We start from the raw sequence: 22,992 nt of genomic DNA on the forward strand, positions 1-22,992 counted from the left end.
ATTAAAGACAGTCTTAGGACTGTCTTTTTTTATTATTTAAGGAGTGTGAGATGATATGCAGATAGTTAAAGCGACTTTAGAGGATGCAGAAACCATTTTAGCCTTACAAAAAGTAGCTTACCAAAGTGAAGCAGCTCTTTATAATGACTATACCATTTTACCTTTGCACGAAAAAATTGAGCATACACAGGAAGCTTTCTCAAATCATCTAGTCTTAAAAGCATTAGATGACGAAGGCAAGATTCTTGGATCTGTAAGAGGGAAAATAGAAAAAGGGGTCACAAAGATTGGAAAGCTTATGGTTCACCCATCAGCACAAAATAAAGGTGTCGGTAGAGCCCTTATGGAGGCTATTGAAAAAGAGCTTCCCTCTCAAACATATGCATTATTTACAGGATCCAAAAGCGAAAAAAACCTATTTCTTTATCAAACATTAGGGTATACGATTGTGTCTTACAGTACATTACCTGGCGAAGCGACTGTGTTTGCTTTTTTAGAAAAGCATAGCAAGCTCTAGGCTTATTTTCTTGCTCACTTGCATACAATGAACAAGGTCATAGTGTAAGTGAGGTTTTACATACATGCCTGAATATCGTACAGAGACTCGTTTAGAAAGACAAACGTTACTTCGTGATATCTTTACACGTGTTGCAGCTCATTTAAATGCTTGTAACTTTGAACCTTGCCACATTATTGTAGGGACGGACTCTCAAGTTCACGGTCAAACCACTCGTTTCGTTATTGGTGTCGTTGTTATTTCAAACATGAAGGAAATGTGGACAGGTACACAACGATTAACAAAGCCTTATAAAATACACTCCATTTACGAACGATTGCTTTATGAAACCTTGTTAACAGAAGACGTGTTAACGGCATTACGAGTGAGCCTCAGGAACAAAGAAAGCATTACCTTCGAAGCGCATTTAGATATCAGTGAAGAAAGTCAGTTTTATTCAGCACGTTATGCAGAAGAGTTAAGTGAGCGACTTATACGAATTGGGTTTCCAGCGAGACTAAAGCCATTTGCTTATGTAGCTAGTCATTATGCCAACCGGTATACAAAATAAACCGCCACGATTAGCGAGGCGGTTGTCTCCAGGGCTGCTGTATGTTGATAGGTGGTGGTGGTAGTTCTCTGTTCACAAATGATTCTGTATGAGGGTATTGATGAACATGTCGGTACACTTTGTTTGTGACATAGTGCGTAACGACTGGTTGAATTTCACGGACAACGTATTCTTCTACATGTGGTCGTTGTAGGTGCTTAGGTCGATGAAACATCTACACATACCTCCTTTGCTCTACTAGTCTATGTAGAAAAAGAAAAAGCGGTATAGGCGTAAACGCATCTAAACAGCATGGTTACTAAACGAAGAGGCTGGGGCAAAAGTAGATAGACAGACCAAAATGACGAACATTCCTGAAAATAGGAACGTTCGTCGTTTGTTTTATATGAAAATTAGCGGAAGGATTCTCCTGTAGCGATGCTACTTAGCATATTTTAGACTATTCGTCTTTTCAAATACGACTTTTCGTTATGTCCCAGCCTCTTTTTTCTTTAAACTTTCTTTGGGGTGGATCGCATTCGAATCCGTATTAATCGATACGTATGCTGCACAATGACCTTACCAACGGCATAAGTCGGAACAGCAAGTAGAATGCCAATAAAACCTGCTAGTTGGCTCGCGACAAGTAAGACGAAAATAATGGTCAGAGGGTGAACCGCAAGTTGGCGTCCCATAATTTGTGGAGAGAATACATTGCTTTCAATTTGCTGAATTATTACGACGCCACCAATAACGAGTAGTGCTGTGAAAGGTGAATCAAACAATGCAACAACAACTGCTGGAGCTGTCCCGATCCAAGGACCAATAAAGGGAATGACGTTTGTAAATAAGGCAACCAGTGCTAAGATTAACGCGTAATCTAAGCCTAGAATTAAATACCAAATCAAACAAAGTACGCCAACACAGGCACTAACAAGGAGTTGTCCTTGAATATAACTACTTAACGCATTATCTAAGTCACTCAATACGCGCTTACCTTCTTCTTGTTCTCTTGCTGGGAACTGATTAATCACCATCATTGGTGCTTTATTACCTTCTTTAAGCATGTAGAACAGAACAAACGGTATAATGACAACCACTATAACAAAGTTTGCTACTGCACCTATAAATGATCCGATGCTATCAACGGCAGACTCTAAATACCCTTGCAAGTTCTCTGATAAGGTATTGGATATATTCTCTAGAGAAAAATCCATGGAATCGAGCACATTTTGAAAGGCTGGCTGCTCTTGTAAGCCTTCAAAAAATTCTTGTACCATGTTTGCGTACCTTGGGATGTTGTTAACAAACGACATAATTTGGTTCTGAATAATTGGTCCAATATATAAAACGGCGCTTGTTAAGAGACCGATTAATACAAGGAATACAATTAAAATAGATACGCCACGATGTATTTTTTTACTGAGTATATTCACAAATGGTCTCAGTAAGTAATAAATAATGAGCGCAATGACGATTGGAGCAAACAATGTCTGGAATAAAACCGCTATCGGTCTGAAAATGAAATTTACGAGTGATCCTAAATAGATAATCAGAAAAATAATGATAATCCAACAAGCGAATCGAAACGCTTTACTCTCCATCAAGGTATGTATGCCTCCTTCCATTTCCTTTTCATGTGTAGTTAAAAGAGATTGGTAAAAACACTATATCATAAAATACTTAAAATCCAATGAAATTTCCATTGCTGCAGTTTGAAGTCGCTAGAATAGGGAATACCTCAAGTACTACGATCCACTAAAGGGTGAGCGCAATGCGAATAGTAACCGGAGAAGAAATGGCAAGCGTTGAAGCGATTACCATGAACAAAATTGGTTTACCTGGTGTTGTATTAATGGAAAATGCAGGCAGGGAGATTGCCCGTAAGTTGATAGAGCAGTACGGTGATAAACGCTATTTGTTGTTAATAGGTGCAGGGAATAATGGCGGAGATGGTTTCGCAGTTGCACGAATGCTAATGGAACAAGGAATTACGGTTATGACATGTATTATACCTGATGAAAGTCGATTTGTTGGTGATGCAAAGCAACACAAGCGAATTTATGAGCAGAGTGGTTACAGATGGAAGTACTGGCATGACATCGAGCCGGAATGGTTGGAAATGCTTTGTGACATAGATATTATTGTGGACGCAATGATTGGAACTGGAATAAAAGGTGCGCTTAAAGATCCTTATCCGGCTATTATAAAAAAACTAAACCGGTCACAGAAGGAGATTGTTTCCATTGATTTACCGACTGGTGTACCGGCAGATGAAACAGCAATTTCTCATGAAGCGGTGTATGCAGCCAAGACCTATTCCTTACAGCTCATGAAACTAAGTTATTTTCTAGAAGCGACAAAACCATTTTACGGGAAAATGGAAGTGTTGCCAATTGGTGTGCCACCAGCTACGTTTAAGCACCTTGAAAAGCAACGTTGCGTATGGGGAGAAGAAGAAGTTTTTCATAGCTGGTTCACTTCGAGTTCGTTTGCGCATAAAGGGAATAATGGTCGGGTTGGTATTATTGCTGGCAATGATAATATGCCGGGAGCAGCGAGCCTTGTTACAACTGCAGCAGTCCAAAGTGGTGCGGGCTTGCTAACCGTGGGAACAACACGTCCTGTTATCCAAGCCATTGCCACTCATGTGAAAGAAGCCATGTTTACTACGTTATCTTCAAATGAAGACGGCTTGTTGGCACCTACAGAAAAAGAACTGTTTGCATTTTATGAGAATAAAACTGTAGTAACTATTGGTCCGGGTATTGGAAGGGGGGAGCATGTAAAAGACATGGTTTCACATGCCATTACGCACTTTAAAGGACCCTTAATATTAGATGCAGACGCTTTGGGAGTCGTTGCAGACTGCCTTGATTCCATACGTAAGCGCAAAGAACCTTTAATTATAACCCCTCATCCTGGTGAGATGGGGATGCTAACAGGCTATGAAGTCGAGCAAATAAAGCAACGGCGATTTGAAATAGCAGAAGCGTTTGCACGAGAAAATGGAATTTATGTGGTCTTAAAAGGCCCTCATACCATTGTAGCAATGCCAGATGGATTTCTAACAGTTAACATGTCTGGAAATGAAGGGCTAGCTAAAGGAGGGTCCGGTGACGTATTAACTGGAATGATAACAGCACTGGTTACGAGGCAAAAGACGCAAGTCGCTTTATCCACTTCCGTTTATCTACACGGTTATGCAGCTGATTTGTATAAAAAGGAAGGATGGAGTACAGAGAGCATCACACCAAGTCATTTAATTGCAAAATTACCTGATGCATTTAAAGTTGTAACATCTACATCATATTAGTGGATAAAAATGGGCATACTGATACGATCATAGGAAAAGGAGTATAGACACAATGAAAAAAACACCATTTATGTATCTAACGGTATTCACCGCTCTATCACTACTAGCAGCTTGTAATCAAGATGAAGGCCCTGGGGAAATGAACCCTAACCCGGCACCTGGAACTGTAGAAGAAGACAACGTCGAACAAGAGAATGAAACAATGAATTCCTATATTCGTTTAGAAGATGCGGCCCAACATTTCAACAATGCGTTTCCAGATGCATCACTTACATCGGTTACGTACGATGCTCAAAACTTACATTATGAACTAGATGGTATAGATGACGATTCTGAGTATGAACTAGTCATACATGCAGAAACGGAAGAAGAAATAAATCAAAAAACAGAGCCTCTCGATGCTGAAGATGCCGGAGGTGCTGAACGTGAAAGAGAAGCTATTGAGATAGATGAATTAATTGAACCAACCGATGCTGTTGGAACAGCTCAAGGCGAGGTTCCAGGAGCATTGAGAAGCTGGGAACTCGAACGAGAAGGAAACCGAATCTACTATGAGGTAAAGATTGAAGTAGACCAAGAAGAACATGAAGTAACGGTTGACGCAGAAACCGGAGAGATTATTGAAATTGACCGAGACTAAAAAAAGAGTAAGGTGCTTATATAAGATATAGGCGCCTTATTTTTTATGGTTCTTACGATAAATGCTATGATTGGAAAAAGACAATAGGAGGGATGGTCAATGAGCACCCATCTTTTTTTATTTGGAAGCGGGCCACCGTTCACTGAAACGTTAGGAAAGCGTTTCGTCGAGGTTATGAGAAAGAAAACATGTATCATTCTTGTTATCGATCGACCAGGAATTGAGGATTACCGGAAAACGTATGAGGGGTCGTTGAAATCGTTGGGAGTACGTTGTTTGTTTCGTCCACTTCCAGCAGTATCAGAACAGGAGATTTGCAATGAATTGAACGATTGTGGTGGGATTGTAATCGGTGGTGGTCATACGGAAAGATACATAGATGAAGTAGTTGAAAAAACGATTGGTCTAACGATTAGAGAACAATTTTATAAAGGTATCCCTGTTGCAGGTTTTTCTGCAGGCGCCATCATTAGCATGGAAACGAGTATGATATCTGCTAAAGACCATTCAAGTAAACGGTTACGTGTACGAAAAGGATTAGGTTTGCAAAAACATACACAAGTGGCCGTTCATTTTAGTGAATGGGAGGAAGAGGAGCATTTGCGTAGAATAACGAAAGACGATGCGATTGAAGGTTTTGGTATCAATGAAAAATCAGGTATATATTTCGAAGATGGCATAAGAGACATGAGTGAGGGATCAGGTGTTTACAGCATTGAAGCAGGGGTTTTACGTAAGTTGGAGGGAAATTAACAGATGAATATCGTTTATCGTGAAGCTAGAAAAGAAGACGCACAAAGAATGATTGATCATATGAAGTTTGTTTTCACAGAAAACCCTACTTTTTACGGGACGCGAGCAGATGAATTTCAACTGACCGTTGAACAGGAAAAACAATGGATCGAAAAACATCAAAAGCATGGCTTTCTTTATTTGGCAGAACAAGATGGTGTACTAGCAGGAATGATTCATTTCCTTCCTTCTGAAAGCAAACGTTTTTCTCACCAAGGTATGGTGGGTATTAGTATGAAGGAGCATTATGCAGGAAAAGGAATAGGAACTGAATTACTAACACGTCTTCTGAGCTGGGCAAAAGCGCAACCGAGTATTGAGAAAGTCTCACTAGAAGTATTCTCAAATAATGAGCGTGGTCTTTATTTGTATAAAAAGTTAGGTTTCGAAGAGGAAGGACGATTAAAAAGAAATGCACGTCTCGATGATGGAACATACGTCGATGATGTTCGTATGGCGCAGTTTGTTTAAGTGACATACGCTCTTAGAATGAACGTGTTAAGAGTGTTCTTCTAAGCTTCTTCATAAGATTTAGATTGACTGTTACGTTACGTCTTAGGGTACGATGGTTTGAAGGGGGGGATTTGATGGAGCTAACAATTGGATCATTTGCAAAACAAGTAGGTACAACCGTTCGAACTTTACGGTATTACGATCAGATTGGCTTGCTTGTTCCACTTCGTTTAAATGAAAAAGGTCAAAAGCTTTATACAAGTACAGAATGGAAAACGTATCAACAGATTGCTGTATGCAAATATTTAGGGATGACACTTGAAGAAATTAAAGCTCAGCTGAAAGATCGTGTTATGAGTGGTGAAGAATTACTTTCCTTTCAAAAAGAAGTGATTGAAAAAAAACAGACTGAATTAAATGAAACAATGAAACTTATTACTAGGGTGCAACGTTTATATGAAGAAGAATCTACAAAGGGTCAAGTGACGGATGAGTTAACATTTAGTTTGTTAGATGCGTTTAGACGTGAAAAAGATCAAATTCAAGCGTTCAAACAGTATTTTTCAAGTGACAAATCGATTGTTTCACAACTAAATAAATATGATGAACCAGAGGTACAGCAACTAATGGATAAAGAAGGGTTGCAGTTCTGTCTTAATATTCACTTGGCTATGCAAAAAGGAGAGACACCAGATAGCCTCTACACAAAAGAATTGGTACAATGCTTAGTTAAGCGAAACCCTGAGTTGAAAAAGATGCTAGGGATTGTAAAAGATGATGCATTTATTCAGAGACACAGCAATTTATTTAATACGTATTTTCCAGAGGAGTTAGGCGACTTTATGTATACTGCCCTTACGAATTATTTACATGGGGAAGAGGAGTAATAAAAATGGAAGAGAAACAGCATCAATCCATTAATATCAAAGCTTTTATAGCCATGATCCGTCCATTCTTACCAAGAAAGCTATTGCTTTTGCTTGCAGTGGTACTTGTTGTTTTTGAGACGGCGCTTGCTCTTATCGTACCGTTATTAACGATGAATTTTATTGATGAGATGACGGTGATCGGGTTTGAATGGTCAACCATTGCCTTATTAGGAGTAGTGTTTCTAGCGCAGTTAATCATGTCAGGAATCGCCATCTATACCATGGTCTACATCGGGCAAAAAGTCGTTTATTCATTAAGAGAAACGGCTTGGAAGCGGATCTTACACTTACCTGTTTCATTTTTCGACCGTCATTCATCAGGAGAAATGATGAGTCGTATGACGAATGATACCCTTGTTATTAAAGACTTTATGACGATGCAATTGATACCCTTTATTTCGGGTTTAATCTCCATTATTGGTTCGATTATTATTCTATTTGTTTTAGATTGGAAAATTACTCTAATGATGCTGGCAGTTGTTCCTGCATCATTACTGGTCATGATGCCACTTGGTAGAAAGATGTATCGAGTCTCCCGCTCCTTGCAAGATGAAACGGCATCATTCCAAGGTGATTTAGGGCGCGTACTCGCTGATATTCGTCTTGTTAAGGCGTCTCTAGCTGAAGATCAAGAGAAACAAGTAGGGATTAAGCGAATGGCAAATCTATTTGGTTTTGGTTTACGTGAAGGAAAGATTATGGCTGTGATCCAGCCGATTATGATGAGTTTAATGCTTATTATGCTCGTTGTTATTTTTGGATATGGTGGGATGCGTGTTGCAGCTAATACGTTAACAGCAGGGGCGCTAGTTGCCATTATCTTTTATTTATTTCAAATATCGGTTCCATTTACTCAGATGGCGAACTTCTTTACGCAATTGCAGAAAGCACTCGGAGCAAGCGAGCGGATGGAAACGATTTTGCATGCTGAAGTGGAACAAGATTCGTTAGAGACTATGAACACAGTGAACAAACTTGATGCGTTAGCCTTTCAAGATGTGTCGTTCCAGTATGCAGAGGATAAGAAGATTCTTCAACATGTTGACTTTACAGCGAGGGTTGGTGAAATGACAGCTTTTGTAGGTCCGAGTGGAGCTGGAAAAACGACGTTGTTCTCACTGATTGAACGATTTTACTTACCGACAAGCGGAACCATACAGTACCGAGGTGTACCAACGGCATCTATACCGCTTAATAAATGGAGAGAGAAGATTGCCTACGTCTCCCAAGACTCTCCCATCATGTCAGGAACCATACGAAGCAATTTAACGTATGGGTTAGAAAATGTCCCCAATGAGACGGTGGAAGAGGCTGTGCATGCTGCTAATTTAAAGCAGTTTTTAGATGGTTTGTCTGATGGACTTGAAACAGAGGTAGGAGAGAGAGGCGTTCGCTTATCGGGTGGACAAAAACAGCGTCTCGCTATTGCAAGGGCAATGATACGAAATCCAGAAATTTTGCTTCTCGATGAAGCAACTGCACACTTGGATAGCGCGTCAGAAAAGCTTGTTCAAGAAGCGCTTGAGCGATTAATGTCTGGACGTACAACGTTAGTCATTGCCCACCGACTTGCGACTGTCCGTAACGCTGATCAATTAATTGTACTAGAAGGCGGAAGAGTGACAGGTTCAGGAACTCATCAAGAATTGTTAGAGAATCATGGTTTGTATCAAGAACTGGTTAAACAGCAGCTCCATGTAGATTGAAGAAGCGATCGCGGCCTATGATGAAAGAGGCGCGATCGTTCTTTTTAAGTAGTTGGAAAAGAAGGAGTTGATTTTAACTCATGGATTTGATCAATATGGCGTTGTTCGTGATACGTTCGTAAGTCAATCCATTGTTGTAGAGATAAACGACCGAAAACAGGATGCTTTGCTGATAGTTTAGTAAGGCGATCTTGTTCAATAGAAGCAATTTCTTCGTCAAGTAGATGTTTCTCTTGTTGTAACCGTTCAAGCAAAATCGATTTTGAAAACGGACCGGGGTTAGGGGCAACGATATCTGGGGCTTCAAGCTTTATTGACCGGTCCAATGCTCGCTCAATCGGTTTTAGCGGTGCTTCCTCTTCTTTATTTTTCGTTAGTGTATATTGCAACATTAACAAGACTTGATGGTCCATTTTAATTAGGTGATCACACACTTCACCAATGGTCCAGTTCGATTGAATGCGGAAGTTAAGCTGTTCATTGGTCAAAGCTTCTAGCTCTTGTACGAGTTGATTCCGAACCTCGATTGTATTTAGGTTAGGCATAGAGCATGTCTCCTTTTTTAATAGGTATAGCTTGTTTTCGCTATGAAACATGAAAGTCCTTTCCCCTTCTAGTTGAAAAATAATCATTTTGGTGTAAAATACGAGACAATATAGGATAAACAGTTGTTCAAAGAGAGTCGTGTAAAGGAATGATGAAAAGATGGTTAAAACAGATAAGCTAGCCTCCTAAACTAGAAACGATTACATTTAGGAGGCATAATCATGACATTTACAGTTATTAATCGAAGAACATGGAAGCGCGAAGAGGTGTTTTCGCATTATATAAAGCAAAAGACTTCATTTAGTCTTACCACTGAGCTTGAAGTAGACGTGCTGTATAAAAGAGTGAAGCAAAAAGGGTATACATTTTACCCTGCCTTTCTCTATCTGGTAACATCCGTTGTTAATAAACATGTCGCCTTTCGGATGAGCTTTAACCAAGAAGGAGAGCTTGGCTATTGGTCTCAACTTGAACCGGTCTATACGATTTTTCACGAAAAGACAAAGCTTTTTTCAGGTATTTGGACGTCAATGAACAGAGACTTTAATCACTTCCATACATCTTACTTACAGGATGTTATGACTTATCAAGGGAGTAAGGCGCTTTTTCCAAAAAAACACATGCCTGAAAATACAGTTTCTGTCTCAATGATACCTTGGACTTCTTTTACAGGGTTTCACTTAATGATTCAACAAGACACCAATTACCTTCTTCCTATTGTTACGGCTGGTAAACTGATAGAAAAAAATCAAACACTTTATTTACCAGTATCATTGCAAGTCCATCATGCTGTTTGCGACGGGTATCATGCAAGTATGTTTATGAATGACTGCCAACAATTGGCGAATCAAGCACATGAGTGGATAAAATAATGTTGTAGAGGCTGGGACAAAAGTAGATAGACAGACCAAAATGACGAACATTCCTGAAAATAGGAACGTTCGTCATTTATTTTATATGAAAATGAACGGAAGGAGAATCTGAAGACTCCTGGGGGATCAGCACGTGTCTGAAGACTCTGGAGTGGCGGTTTTCAACGGAGGAGGCTGAGGCCGTGTCCCCGGAAAGCGAAGGATTCCCTGTAGCGGTGCTACCCAGCATATTTTAGACTATTCGTCTTTTCAAATACTACTTTTAATTATGTCCCAGCCTCTTTTCGTTCGATTGAAATCTTATTTTAAGGGAATGAATAAACGAGGAAAGGAGTGTTTCGATGCGTGCAGTAGCAATTAAACAGTATGGTGGTATCGAACAATTGAAAGAAATAGAATTGGAAAGACCGACGATAGAATCGGGACAGGTGCTCGTGCGTTTAGAGGCGACATCAGTGAATCCAATTGATTGGAAGCTTCGTGAAGGGTACTTACGGCAAATGCTCGATTGGTCATTCCCTATCGTATTAGGTTGGGATGCGGCTGGTGTGATTGAAGAAGTAGGAGCAAATGTAACGGAGTGGAAGGTAGGAGATCGGGTCTTTGCCCGTCCGGAAACAACTCGCCATGGTACGTATGCGGAGTTTGTCGCTGTAGATGCTCATTTATTGTCTTTCATACCTGATAATATGACCTCTGTGGAGGCGGCTGCGGTTCCTCTTGCAGGGCTAACGGCTTGGCAGGCACTCTTTACCCATGGCAATGTAGCAGAAGGAGAACGTGTGTTGATCCATGCTGGTGCAGGTGGTGTCGGTCACCTTGCGATTCAACTAGCTAAACATGCAGGGGCATACGTATATACAACAGCTAGTAAGAAAAACCATGAGCTCGTTAAACAATTAGGTGCTGATGAAGTGATTGATTACAAAACGGAATCGTTTGAAAATCGCTTATCTGAACTAGATCTTGTTTTCGATACGGTTGGAGGAGATGTCCAGTCGAATAGCTACAAAGTATTGAAAAAGGAAACTGGTCGACTGGTTACAATTGTAGGTATACAAGACGAAAAAAAAGCTGCTGTATACGACGTTAAAGCCTACGGTGTATGGTTAGAACCTGACGGTGAACAATTAAAACGACTCGCGGCTCTTGTTGAAGAAAGTCAGCTAAAGGTTGTCATTCATGCGTCTTATCCTTTCAGCGAGAAAGGAATAAAGGACGCCCATTCTCTAAGTGAAACTGGTCATGTGTCAGGGAAAATTGTCATTACGTTTTAATGGAAGTGCTTCTTTCTCGCAAAGAAGCACTTTTTTTTTATTTGTGGTATCAATGACCTATTTTCTTTTTGAAATAAAATTTTATTTATATTGATTTAATAATTGACATATAATTTCAATGGAATGATAATAAGATTAGGTAACAAGCTTTTAATGAATCTCTTTCATCTGTTCTTATAGATAGGGAGTGTTCCAGCTTATTTAACTAGAGTAAAGGACGTGAGAAGTGTTGTTAGACAAATTGCAAACAGAACGACGAAACAATCGTTCCATGCAACTCGACGAAATGAATCGCTACGATATTCTTAAATTAATGAATGAAGAAGATGCGACAGTACCAAAAGCCATTGAACATGTACTTGATGAAATTGAAGCAGCGACAACCTGTGTTATCGATTCCCTTTCTTCTGGTGGCAGGCTCATTTATGCGGGTGCAGGAACATCAGGGCGTCTAGGCGTGCTAGATGCTGTTGAGTGCACGCCAACATTTGATATGCCGGCAGAGCGGGTTTTAGGCCTTATAGCAGGAGGAGAGGGGGCTTTTTTTAAAGCTGTTGAAGGAGCAGAAGACCAGCGTATTCTTGGCGTGAATGAATGTAAGCGCATTAATGTGTCCGAGAAAGATACGGTTATTGCGTTAGCCGCAAGTGGACGCACTCCTTATGCGATTGGGGTATTAGAGGAAGCCAACGAAAGGGGGGCTCATACGGTAGCGATTAGTTGTAATCGTCAAGCTGAAATGAGTTCCTATGCGGATGTGGCGATTGAGTTGGAAACGGGTCCAGAAATATTGACTGGCTCAACGCGATTAAAAGCAGGAACGGCACAGAAACTTGTATTAAATATGATTTCGACGGTTTCCATGATTGGGATTGGCAAAGTGTATCAGAATTTAATGGTAGACGTGCAGCCGACGAATGCAAAGCTTGTCGAACGCTCAAAACGAATTGTTATGGAAGCAACCGATAGGAAAGGAGCAGATGTTGAACGTGCTTTGCAAGAAGCTGATGGTCATGTAAAAACGGCGATCGTCATGCTATTGTTAGACTGCCCAGCAAATGAAGCAAAAGCGAAATTGGAAATGGCAAATGGATTTATTCGAAAAGCAGTGAATTCATAAGAGGAAGGTGAAGCGCATGAACAAAGACCAACAAATGGCTGCGGCTATTTTAAAGCATGTTGGTGGAAAAGAGAATGTTGATAACCTCACGAACTGCATGACAAGAGTACGTATTAGAGCAAAAGACGACACAGCAGTGGATAAGGAAGCGTTAAAAAACATTGATGGGGTTATGGGCGTAGTAGAAGACGATACATGGCAAATTGTTGTCGGTCCAGGAACGGTGAATGTCGTCACTGCTGAAATACAAAAGCTTATAGGTGAAAATCACGAGCTGTCGTTTGAAGAAAAAAATGCTAGAGATGCTGCAGCTCGTAAAGAACGAAATAAAACACCGTTTAAGCAGTTTTTAAGGCGACTCGGGAATATTTTTATTCCGCTTATTCCTGGTTTAGTTGCGTCAGGTATTATAAATGGAGTGGCGCAATTCTTAATTAACTACGGGTTGAAAACGGAAGATCACACTTGGCTCCTGTTAATGACAATTCTTGGCGGCGGCTTGTTTATGTATCTAGCTATATTAGTAGGTTGGAATACAGCAAAAGAATTTGGCGGAACACCGGTTTTAGGGGCAATCGCCGGTATGTTTATTTTTAATCCGGCTCTTGAACAAGTAACGATTTTTGGGGAGCAGCTGCAGCCTGGACGTGGTGGACTGTTTGGCGTAATCTTTGCAGCTTGGCTAATGGTTTTCTTTGAGCGGAACATTCGTAAGGTGATGCCACGATCCATTGATATTATTTTCACATCACTATTCACTGTATTAATCGTTGGAGCACTTTCTATTTACGCTGTCATGCCAGTAGCAGGTGTATTAGCAGAAGGCATTACATCTGGAATTAATTCGGTCTTATCAATTGGTGGACCACTTGCAGGAGCAGTAATGGCAGGTTTCTTCTTACCACTTGTCATGGTTGGTCTTCATCATGGCTTAACGCCTATTCATTTAGAACTCATTAACACGTTTAATTTTACAACATTACTACCTATATTAGCGATGGCAGGAGCAGGTCAAGTTGGTGCTGCTATTGCGATCTTTATGAAAACGAAAAATCAACGTTTACGTACAATTATTAAAGGCGGCTTGCCTGTAGGATTTTTAGGAATAGGTGAACCGTTATTATATGGCGTAACCCTTCCTTTAGGGCGACCGTTTATAACAGCAAGTATGGGAGCTGCGGTTGGAGGAGCTATACAAGCATCGTTTGGAACAGGGGCGCTAGGGATTGGTGTTTCAGGTCTATCCCTGACTCCGCTCATTGCGGAAGGGAATTATGTGCAATACTTAATTGGAATTGCTGTAGCGTATTCGTTAGGCTTTCTATTTACGTACTTGTTTGGCTTCAAAGAAGAGATGGCAAAGGGAATCTAGGAGTGTGAGCAATCATGAAACTCGGTGCATCGGTTTATCTTCATGTACCAATTGAAGAACAGTTATCCTATTTAGAAAAAATCAATCTGTATGGTTTTCAAACACTCTTTACATCCCTTCACATTCCAGAAGACGATGTCAGTCTATACGCAGACCGCTTGCAACGGCTAGGTCGTTTTGCTGAAAAGAAAGGGATGGCGCTTGTTTGTGATGTATCCCCTCAATCAATGGCTCATCTGCAACTAACGTGGGAAAAGGCTAGTCTTTTACGTGATTGGGGTGTTACAGGATTGCGAATTGATTATGGAATTGATGCCGAGACAGTTGCTCGTATTTCCAGATCTTTAGAGATTGTTGTGAACGCCAGCACAGTAAGGACGGAAGACATTGCAGCATTAAAGCATGCAGGCGTGGCGTTTGACCACATTGAAGGATGGCATAATTTTTACCCTCGTCCGGAAACCGGCTTAGGTCGAGAAAATTTCAACAAGATTAATGAGCGCTTACGAGAGGCAGGATTTAAGCGAATGTCGTTTATACCTGGTGATGTTAAGCGAGGACCACTCTATGAGGGGTTGCCGACGTTAGAAGCCCATCGCCATTGGAGTCCATTTGCGGCTTGGCTAGATTTATATAGCCAAAAAGCAGTAGATACGGTAATCGTTGGTGACCCTCAATTAAGTGAAGAAAGTTTACAGCAGTTAGCGCTTTTTCAACAACAAGGAGTCATTTTATTACGAGCGAAAGCATGTGTGGAAGATCCTCCTATTATAGATAAACAGTGTAATCGACCGGACGAAGCAAGAGATGTTATTCGTTCCGTCCAGTCACGAGAAATAGCTCAACAAATGAAACAAAAGGTTAAACCAAATCAAACCACTGAGCGTTTGCTAGGGACCATAACCATGGACAACGAACGGTACGGACGCTATCAAGGAGAAATACAATTAACGAAGCGAGATTTACAAGCTGACGATAAAGTGAATGTTATTGGTAGAGTGATTGAAGAAGATCGTCCTTTGTTGGAACACCTCAAGGCCAATCAACTATTTTCTATTAAATGGAGCTAGCATGTGTTTAAACCGGGCATAGAAAGAAGTATGCTCGGTTTATTTTTTATGATCAATTGCAACTTTTCAACTCATTGCACCGTATAATAGAATAGAAGAAAAGGGGGAGCGAATAATGAATGGAAGGAAACAACGTACTATCGTAATCTTTGTTGTACTCTGTCTCGTATGGATGGTTCCGATGCAGGCGTTTGCGAGTGTTACAATTGAGGATGAAGCAAATTTCTTTTCTGCTGAGGAAGTTGCTGCTATTGAAGCAGCCGCAAACGATACATACTTTAATTATTATGTCAGCACAGTAGAGGGTGTTGATGGGCAATCGTCTTCAAACGCGGCACTAGAGGTCATTGACCGTGTTGGTAGTGAAGGCTATCATTATTCTATTTTCATTGATGCAGAGGCCAGTGAAGTGTATTTAAACTACATACCTAATGGAGAAGCGGAGTCTGTTATTGGCAACGAGCGAAATGCCGTACGAATAATTGATAATGAGTTCTTGCCAGCTGCTGCTACAGGAGAATACGGTCAAGGTGTAGTCAATATAATGGAACACCTTGAAAGAGAGCGAACGAGTGGGACGGTTGCCACGTTTTTATTTGTTGGAGCTTTAATGATTGCTCTTGTCATTGCGTTGTTTTATTTACGAGCACAAAAGAAAAAGCGTCTAGCGCATGTTCAATCTCTTCTTGACCGTCAAAAACGAATTTTGGCAGATGTATTAAAGCCTTATCACGAAGCGAAAGAGCGCGTGGAACTTTCTCGTGGAAATACGCAGCAATTGTTTAGTGAAAAACAAGAAGAGCTTTTTGCGATTTTAACAAACGCTCAAGAACAAGAACAGCAAATAAAAACATGGCTTGACGGAGCAGGTAAGAAAAAGAAAAACGACGTGTTACAAGCAACTGTTGATTTCACGAACAACATTACTGCTCAAGAAGAACAACTCGAAACGAAAAAAGAGCAATTAAAAGAGATGTTCGATCAAGAGTTGAAAATTTCGGGGTTAATTAAAGCCATTGAAGAGAAAGTAAAAGGTGTGAGAGACGCGCTTGAAGAGATGAAGCGTAAAACAAATCTTCCGTACACATACTTGGAAAGGGATATCCAAGCAGCAGAAGAAAAAATGACGGAAATGTCGTCAGCTGATGATTCCCTCGACTATCTGTATGCTGCCCAACTAGCAGAGGCAGCAGAAGAGGCGTGTGCGACAGCAGAAACACATGCTGATCAGATTAAGACACTTTTAGCGAAAGAAGCTGAACTGATCGATCGAATTGACAAGCAAGCGAGAGAGATTGATCACATTGTAGAGCGAGAGCAATTACAATTAAAAGAGGAAGATCCTCATGCTCTGTTAGAAGCAGCTCGACAATCCCATTCTCAGCTACATCATGCAATCGAGGTTGGAAACGCAAAAGAAGCCATGTACATCTACGATTCAATGGATGCAGCCATTAACGATGCGCTTCAGCGAGTAAAGCAGTTACTTGTGTACCGAGATGAAACAAAAAAAGAACTAGGCGAATTACAAGACCAGATGCGGTCTATCCGACTTGATCCAGAATCATTTCGCATTCAAATGGACAAAGTGCGTCACACGTATCATTCTTCCCATTGGCATTCAATTGAATCTGATTATCATGAGGCGACGGCTTTGTATGACAATATGCTTCTTACAATGAGTAACGTGGACACGATGCTTCAGCTCGATCGTCAAGAATACAAAAAGGCCAATCAAACTATGCAGGATTTAGTAGCGCAGTATAAAACATTGTCTGATCTTCATGGGCAAAGCTTCTATTTATTTGATCGGTTAGAACAGCAGAAACAATCTCTTTATAGAGAAGCGAGAGCTTTGAATGATGCTATTCAATCATTGGAACATCAACTTCACCATCATCGACTTCGATTAAACAGTCATCGCATGGAAGAATTGTATCGTTCTGTGAATAATGCCATTCGGTTATTGGACGTTACACCTATCCAGTTATTTGCAGTAGAAGATGAACTAGAGCATGTTAAGCAAGAACTCCCTTATGTTCAAAAAGAAGTGCAGTCCTTTATTCAAGATAAAGAGCGATTAGAACGAGAGTGGCGAGATGTCTCTTCTTCCTATCAGCATATGTCTCGGAAACTAGGTTTGAATTTTAGCCAGTCGACGTTCAAAAGACGCTACGATGAATCTGCTCGACAAGTGGATTACTTGATTTCTGAGGGACAGTTTGCAAGTGCAAAACGAGAGGTTGAACTAACGCGCAGACTAGTAGATGAAATGCGTGATGAAGAACGAAGAATGGCAAGAAAAGCTGCGCAAACGGCTGCCGTACTTCATACAGTAAATCGAAACAATAACCGTAACTCACGTGGAGGTGGCTCAGGGGGCTCACGAGGGGGCGGCTTTGGTGGCTCAGGTTCACGCGGAGGTGGCTTTGGTGGTTCAAGCGGTTCGCGCGGAGGCGGTCGAAGTATGGGCGGCCGCGGAGGTGGCTCCAGCTTTCGAGGAAAAGGCGGCGGACGGAAGTTTTAGGAGAGGCTTACTCATAAGCCTCTTTTTTTAGTATGCACCAATAAGTCTGGTATGCTATGGATAAGTATGAGTTTAAGAAAGAAGGCGAGCAGTTAATGAAGATTGTCATAAGTGATCCAGCGGCGAAATGGTTTAAAGAGGACTTTTCAATGGGGAAGAACGATAAAATTAAATTCTTTTCGAAAGTGTATGGTTCTAGTCCTGTACAAGAAAACTTTGCCCTAGGTTTTACAGCAGAGGATGCACCGAATAAAATGGCTGTAAGAACTGAAAGAAATGGCGTTGAATTCTTTGTTGAGGAGGAAGATGTGTGGTTCTTCGATGGCCACGATTTGTATGTTGACTATGATGAAAAAGAAGATGAGTTACGTTTTGATTATAAGAAATAAAGCAGAAATTCATATTTACCCGAAACAGGCTCGTCCCTGTCATCATGACATTCCGTATTCCGACACGTCTATATCTTAAAGGAGGACAAAATGGCAGATTATATTAAAGAAATACGAGCATTAATTGGACAACGACCATTTATTCTCGTTGGTGCAACCATTCTTGTCTATAACCGAGCAGGAGAAATCTTACTGCAGCATCGGAAAGATACGGGTGAGTGGGGATTGCCTGGTGGGGTGATGGAACTCGGGGAGTGTTTTGAAGAAACCGCAGAAAGGGAGTTATTGGAAGAGACCGGCTTGCAGGCGAAAGCTTTCACATTAGTCGACGTGGTTTCAGGTAAAGACTACTACTTTCAATATCCAAATGGGGATGAAACGTATAATGTCAGTGCGGTTTATCGAGCTGAGGAAGTGTACGGAGTATTAGGTGGTAGTGATGGTGAGAGCCTAGCACTTGCTTATTTCTCTAAAGAAGCGTTACCAGCAAAAATGGATTCACGTGCAGCTCTTATCTTAAAAAAACTACTGAATTAAATTAGCTTAAGTAGGAGTCAGTCGATCTGTAAAAAGCAAAAACAAATGATTGAGTCGAGCAGTTTAACGTTTCCGTACGAGCGTAAACTGCTTTTTTTCTTATGTTTGTTACATTTTAGGGATTGCTATTCTTTAATGGAGTAGTATAATCGTAAATGAGTATCATTATCATTTGGTTTATGGGGGAGAATAGATTGAAGACAGCGAGTAAATTCTTATCTGTATTATCGATTGGCTTGTTAGCAGCATGTGGAGGTGGAGAAACGAATTCTGACCAGTCCACTAACGAAGGCAATAGTGAAGAAAGTATAACAGTTTCAGATATTCACGGTGAACATACATTTGAGTCAGTACCTGAGAAAGCCGTTGTGCTTGATTGGATTTTTGCTGAGAACCTTTTATCTCTAGGAGTAGAGCCAACAGGGATGGCTGAAATTGATTCCTATCAAGAATGGGTAGATATTGGTTCAGAAGGATTAGAAAATACAGTAGATGTTGGTTCACGATCAGAACCGAATCTAGAAGCCATTGCTCAACTAGAACCAGACGTAATCTATGCAATTAATTTCAGAGCAGACGCGATGATGGAAGAGTTGAATAAAATTGCGCCTGTGCTCGTCTATAATCCTTATCCAGAAGAAGAGCTTGGTCAAACCCAGTACGAAGAGATGGAAGAGACTTATTTAGAAATGGCTAAATTGTTTGATAAGACCGATGAGGCAAACGATGTGCTAGCTGATTTAGAAACGACATATGAAGAAGCACAGCAGGCGCTAGCTGATATAGAGTTAGACACAAATGAATTTGCATTGACGATGGCATACAGTGATAATCAAGCACCTGCATTTCGTATTTCTACACCAAATGCTCTTGCTGTTGAGGTTTTAGAACGTATGGGATTAGAAAATGTCTACGAATCTGGGAGCTTTGAGCCTTATGGATTTTCGACGGTAGGCGTAGAAGAGTTTACTAAAGTAGAAGATGCAAACCTCCTACATATTGTACAAGGCGATGACAATGTGTTTGAGAATCAACTAAAGGATAACTCTGTCTGGAATGACCTTACGTTTACAAAAGAAAATCGAGTCTATGCTCTTGGTGGTGACACATGGCCATACGGTGGCCCGTTGTCAGCAGAAAAACTCGTACACCGCACGTTAGAAGTGTTAGACCAGTAGAAAATGAGCGCAATGAAATACAAAAAAAACAAGTCCGCTCTGTCTTTTTTATTAGGAAGCTTGATTTTAATCGGGTTATCGGTTATGCATCTTGTACAGGGGCAAGCGGATTTATCAATTGGTGATTTGTTTTCAAGTTGGGATCAACGAACCGAGGCAATTATGGGTGTGCGCTTCCCTCGGTTAATGGTGGGTATCCTAGCTGGAGGCTGTTTAGCAATGGCGGGTTTAGTTTTACAGACCATGACGAAAAATCCATTAGCCTCCGCCGGAACATTGGGTATTAATGCAGGGGCCTATTTATTCGTTGTCATCGGTACTCTTTTCTTTCCAGGAGTGAACGCTTCATTTCTTTTTTCATTTCTAGGAGCGTGTTTTGCAGCTTTTCTCGTTTTTATGTTAGCAGGAAAAACGATGTCACCAGTACGGATTGTCTTAACAGGTATGATTATTACATTACTGTTCGGTGCCTTAACAAGTAGCCTACAGCTCATGTATGAGCAAGAATCAAACGGTTTGTTTTTATGGGGTGCAGGCACATTAATGCAAAATGATTGGTCAGGTGTCGCTTTTATTTGGCCATTTGCGCTCTTTTTAGGGTTACTAGCCATTCTAAGCGGAAAGAAATTTGATCTTATCCACTTAGGTGATGAAGCGGCTAAAGGATTAGGCTTACCTTTAAGGTTCGTAAAGACTTGGGGGTGGGCACTAGGAATTTTGCTAGCGTCTGCAACCGTCAGTGTCGTTGGACCGATTGGATTTATTGGCTTAATGGCACCACATCTCGTTCGGTTAATGGGGATTCGTGGACACCGTCTACAATTTGTTCATACGTTTATGTGGGGAGCAGTTATTCTAATTGCAGCAGATGTGCTTTCGCGCTTGATTTCACCAAATAGTGAACTTCCTGTTGGGGCGATGACTGCTTTTATTGGAAGTCCATGGTTAATGTATTTAGCTTACAAAGCTGCTCGGAAAATGAGAAGCGATAAGCAAAAGCTAACTAGTTCGAAAAAAACGTTGAATCCGATTGTCGTAACAATTTCTCTTATAGGTGTATCACTTGTCGTTGCTTATGTATCTATTTCTTTTGGTGGTGGACAATTCACGAGTATACAAGAAATGTTCGCAGGCAAACTAGTAGATCAAGTGACGATACAGTTTCGTTGGCCTAGAGTCTTGGTTTCCTTTTTGGTCGGGGCATTACTCGCTTTGTGTGGAGCACTATTGCAAAACGTTTTAAAAAATCCATTAGGCGACCCCTCTATTATTGGTATCACTTCTGGCGGTGGAGCTGGTGCACTTCTTATTCTTGTGGTATTTCCATCGTTACCGTATATCTTTTTACCGATAGGTGCTGTAATAGGATCAATTATGGCCGTTTTAATTGTGATCTTGGCAACAAAACGATCAGGCTTTGAGCCAATTTCCTTGGCGCTAATGGGCGTGGCGGTTTCGGCTATGGCATCGGGTGTGATTCAAATCTTGACGGTCAAAGCAAGTTTAAGTGTTTCACCAGCGCTTGTATGGTTAGCAGGAAGTACATACCGATCCACCTGGGACAATGTCGTTTGGTTATTGGTGATGCTAGTCATTCTTGTTCCGTTTACCCTTTCTTTGAGCAAGCATTTGAATGTACTTGCTTTTTCAAATGAAGTATCGATTTCATTAGGTTCAAAGGTAAAGCTGCTGCGGATTACGTCCATTGTCATAGCCGTTTTAATTGGAGCAGTCTGTGTATCGATCGTGGGAGCAATTGGTTTTATCGGCTTATTAGCACCACATGCAGCACGTGCATTGGTAGGATCAGCGTTTCAACGAGTCATTCCTGTTTCCATGATGATTGGAGGCACTTTACTTATTATCGCTGACTTTTTAAGTCGCTATATCCTATACCCAACCGAAATTCCGTCTGGATTGCTTGTTGCATTAGTCGGTGCACCGTATATTCTTTATGTGATGAGGAAGCTTTAATTTCGCTTAAGACCACGTTTTATTGTGGTCTTTTTCGTGTGTCAGTATAAAATAAGGGATTTACCAGTTATTAGTCTTTTGTTGTCAGAATGTTTGTGTAATAATAGTGTAAATTGAGGAGGGATCAAAATGTTTGTTCTATATCGCAATGTTAACGGTAATCAATGGTTTTTAACGAGTGGTAATAAGCGTAAATTCTTTTCTAGCTATGAAGAAGCACATTTATTAGCGGTTAAGCTTAATAGCATGCTTTTAAAAGAAGTAGATCCATCAGACTATTGGACAGTCGCGTATATAGAGAAACATTCCTCACTCATTATCCCTTGTGAATAAAGATTTTTGAGCGTTTTTTTATCTAGAGACTATAAGAGAAGAGGCTGTGAGAACATGCGCTACTTATCACTAACAACTTGGAGCTTAAACCGATTATTAGGCCCTCTTTATTGGAATGAATGGGATGAAAAGAAGCAAGAAATTACGACAAAAATAGAAAAAATGCCAGCGATCTACACTTTAGAAGAGCTGCCAAAATTGTTAAAACAAGAAGGGTTCGACGCTTTGGAAGTAATACACCCTCACTTCTCTTCAACAGATTCGAATTACTTACAACGTGTACGAGCTGCTTTTGAAACAGCATCGATACAGCTATTTTCAATTCTGGTCGATTATGGCGATTTAAGCCATAAAGATCCTGTTAGACGATCTGCTGATAAAGGGTTTATTAAAAAGTGGATTGATATTGCTGCTGAAGTTGGAGCAACATGCATTCGCGTAATTGGCGGAGAGGCGCATCCTGACGATAAAGAAAGCTTAAAAAGGGTGTCTAGTGAGTTAACGGAACTAGCAGCATATGGAGAACGAAAAGGGATTGGTGTCCTTACTGAAAACTTCAAAAGCCTCACTTCCACGTCTGAGAACTGTTTGTTCCTACAGCATCATTCTGACATTAAAGGGTTAATAACCGATTTTGGTAATTTTTCTGGTGTAGGGAAAAAGAACGACATTCGTCTGACAGTACCATATAGCAAGTCTATTCATGTAAAAGCGTTACGAAATCGGGATGGTACAATAAATAAACCTGAACTCATTGGAAACTTAGAATTAGTAAGACAAGCAAGATACGCTGGTCCTTTAACCATTGTGTATGATGGACCAGACGATATGTGGGCAGGTATTAATGAAGTGAAACGAGTAGTAAAGGAATATTTATAAGGAAAGCAAAGCCGCCTTTGTAATTGGAGCGGCTTA

The 22,992-nt window shown here is 40.7% G+C and carries 23 protein-coding genes; 20 read left to right on the top strand and 3 right to left on the bottom strand.

The window, feature by feature from the left end:
* Positions 1-55 precede the first annotated feature (55 nt).
* Together E2L03_RS07045 and E2L03_RS07050 are read left to right on the top strand one after the other, a co-directional pair.
* Positions 56-517: a GNAT family N-acetyltransferase gene (locus E2L03_RS07045; protein WP_038476053.1), complete on the top strand. Its 462-nt coding sequence runs from the start codon at positions 56-58 to the stop codon at positions 515-517.
* Between the two features lie 64 nt (positions 518-581).
* Positions 582-1,067, top strand: coding sequence for a ribonuclease H-like YkuK family protein (locus E2L03_RS07050; protein ID WP_038476056.1), 486 nt, complete (start codon positions 582-584; stop codon positions 1,065-1,067).
* Between the two features lie 10 nt (positions 1,068-1,077).
* Here E2L03_RS07050 and E2L03_RS07055 read toward each other — a convergent pair whose 3' ends face one another.
* Both E2L03_RS07055 and E2L03_RS07060 read right to left on the bottom strand, forming a co-directional pair.
* Entirely contained in the window at positions 1,078-1,281 is a 204-nt protein-coding gene (locus E2L03_RS07055) for a CotD family spore coat protein (RefSeq protein ID WP_035394394.1), read from the bottom strand.
* Between the two features lie 277 nt (positions 1,282-1,558).
* Complete coding sequence (locus E2L03_RS07060; RefSeq protein WP_367613688.1) at positions 1,559-2,650, bottom strand: AI-2E family transporter; 1,092 nt, start codon at positions 2,648-2,650, stop codon at positions 1,559-1,561.
* Positions 2,651-2,820: 170 nt separating this feature from the next.
* Between E2L03_RS07060 and E2L03_RS07065 the strand changes: the two genes are divergently transcribed.
* The 6 genes from E2L03_RS07065 (at position 2,821) to E2L03_RS07090 (ending at position 8,882) form a co-directional block, all read left to right on the top strand.
* A complete protein-coding gene (locus E2L03_RS07065) occupies positions 2,821-4,362 on the top strand; it encodes an NAD(P)H-hydrate dehydratase (RefSeq protein ID WP_124741138.1) in 1,542 nt (513 codons plus the stop codon).
* A 52-nt stretch (positions 4,363-4,414) separates the two neighbouring features.
* The gene (locus E2L03_RS07070) at positions 4,415-5,002 is read left to right on the top strand and encodes a PepSY domain-containing protein (protein WP_124741139.1); all 588 of its coding nucleotides are present in this window, start codon (positions 4,415-4,417) and stop codon (positions 5,000-5,002) included.
* A 99-nt stretch (positions 5,003-5,101) separates the two neighbouring features.
* Positions 5,102-5,755: a Type 1 glutamine amidotransferase-like domain-containing protein gene (locus E2L03_RS07075; protein WP_134258811.1), complete on the top strand. Its 654-nt coding sequence runs from the start codon at positions 5,102-5,104 to the stop codon at positions 5,753-5,755.
* A gap of 3 nt (positions 5,756-5,758) precedes the next feature.
* A complete protein-coding gene (locus E2L03_RS07080; RefSeq protein WP_124741141.1) occupies positions 5,759-6,265 on the top strand; it encodes a GNAT family N-acetyltransferase in 507 nt (168 codons plus the stop codon).
* Between the two features lie 116 nt (positions 6,266-6,381).
* Entirely contained in the window at positions 6,382-7,134 is a 753-nt protein-coding gene (locus tag E2L03_RS07085; protein ID WP_095149425.1) for a MerR family transcriptional regulator, read from the top strand.
* A 5-nt stretch (positions 7,135-7,139) separates the two neighbouring features.
* On the top strand, positions 7,140-8,882 hold the full coding sequence (locus tag E2L03_RS07090; protein ID WP_095149426.1) for an ABC transporter ATP-binding protein: 1,743 nt from the start codon (positions 7,140-7,142) through the stop codon (positions 8,880-8,882).
* A 44-nt stretch (positions 8,883-8,926) separates the two neighbouring features.
* Here E2L03_RS07090 and E2L03_RS07095 read toward each other — a convergent pair whose 3' ends face one another.
* Positions 8,927-9,427, bottom strand: a complete 501-nt coding sequence (locus E2L03_RS07095) for a DinB family protein (RefSeq protein ID WP_051667226.1) — start codon at positions 9,425-9,427, stop codon at positions 8,927-8,929.
* A 222-nt stretch (positions 9,428-9,649) separates the two neighbouring features.
* Here E2L03_RS07095 and catA point away from each other — a divergent pair, with 222 nt between their 5' ends.
* From catA to E2L03_RS07155, 12 genes are all read left to right on the top strand, one after another.
* Positions 9,650-10,300, top strand: a complete 651-nt coding sequence (catA, locus tag E2L03_RS07100) for a type A chloramphenicol O-acetyltransferase (RefSeq protein WP_134258812.1) — start codon at positions 9,650-9,652, stop codon at positions 10,298-10,300.
* Positions 10,301-10,641: 341 nt separating this feature from the next.
* Entirely contained in the window at positions 10,642-11,577 is a 936-nt protein-coding gene (locus E2L03_RS07105; protein WP_134258813.1) for an NADP-dependent oxidoreductase, read from the top strand.
* A gap of 229 nt (positions 11,578-11,806) precedes the next feature.
* Positions 11,807-12,697 carry an N-acetylmuramic acid 6-phosphate etherase gene (gene murQ / locus E2L03_RS07110; RefSeq protein ID WP_134259168.1) on the top strand — a complete coding sequence of 297 codons (891 nt, stop codon included), beginning with the start codon at positions 11,807-11,809 and terminating at the stop codon, positions 12,695-12,697.
* 16 nt (positions 12,698-12,713) lie between these two features.
* Positions 12,714-14,069 carry a PTS transporter subunit EIIC gene (locus E2L03_RS07115; RefSeq protein ID WP_095149428.1) on the top strand — a complete coding sequence of 452 codons (1,356 nt, stop codon included), beginning with the start codon at positions 12,714-12,716 and terminating at the stop codon, positions 14,067-14,069.
* A gap of 14 nt (positions 14,070-14,083) precedes the next feature.
* Positions 14,084-15,139 carry a DUF871 domain-containing protein gene (locus tag E2L03_RS07120; protein WP_134258814.1) on the top strand — a complete coding sequence of 352 codons (1,056 nt, stop codon included), beginning with the start codon at positions 14,084-14,086 and terminating at the stop codon, positions 15,137-15,139.
* Positions 15,140-15,254: 115 nt separating this feature from the next.
* Positions 15,255-17,666, top strand: coding sequence for a coiled-coil domain-containing protein (locus E2L03_RS07125; protein WP_134258815.1), 2,412 nt, complete (start codon positions 15,255-15,257; stop codon positions 17,664-17,666).
* 56 nt (positions 17,667-17,722) lie between these two features.
* Positions 17,723-18,055: a HesB/YadR/YfhF family protein gene (locus tag E2L03_RS07130; RefSeq protein ID WP_236702442.1), complete on the top strand. Its 333-nt coding sequence runs from the start codon at positions 17,723-17,725 to the stop codon at positions 18,053-18,055.
* Positions 18,056-18,145: 90 nt separating this feature from the next.
* The gene (locus E2L03_RS07135; RefSeq protein WP_038476094.1) at positions 18,146-18,592 is read left to right on the top strand and encodes an NUDIX hydrolase; all 447 of its coding nucleotides are present in this window, start codon (positions 18,146-18,148) and stop codon (positions 18,590-18,592) included.
* 155 nt (positions 18,593-18,747) lie between these two features.
* Complete coding sequence (locus E2L03_RS07140) at positions 18,748-19,770, top strand: ABC transporter substrate-binding protein (protein ID WP_243839510.1); 1,023 nt, start codon at positions 18,748-18,750, stop codon at positions 19,768-19,770.
* 3 nt (positions 19,771-19,773) lie between these two features.
* Positions 19,774-21,744, top strand: coding sequence for an iron ABC transporter permease (locus E2L03_RS07145; protein ID WP_134258816.1), 1,971 nt, complete (start codon positions 19,774-19,776; stop codon positions 21,742-21,744).
* 129 nt (positions 21,745-21,873) lie between these two features.
* On the top strand, positions 21,874-22,077 hold the full coding sequence (locus E2L03_RS07150; protein WP_095149432.1) for a hypothetical protein: 204 nt from the start codon (positions 21,874-21,876) through the stop codon (positions 22,075-22,077).
* 54 nt (positions 22,078-22,131) lie between these two features.
* On the top strand, positions 22,132-22,956 hold the full coding sequence (locus E2L03_RS07155) for a sugar phosphate isomerase/epimerase family protein (RefSeq protein WP_134258817.1): 825 nt from the start codon (positions 22,132-22,134) through the stop codon (positions 22,954-22,956).
* The last annotated feature ends 36 nt before the right edge of the window (positions 22,957-22,992 follow it).

It is taken from the genome of Shouchella oshimensis (assembly GCF_004375095.1).
Classification (GTDB): Bacteria; Bacillota; Bacilli; order Bacillales; family Bacillaceae_D; genus Shouchella; species Shouchella oshimensis.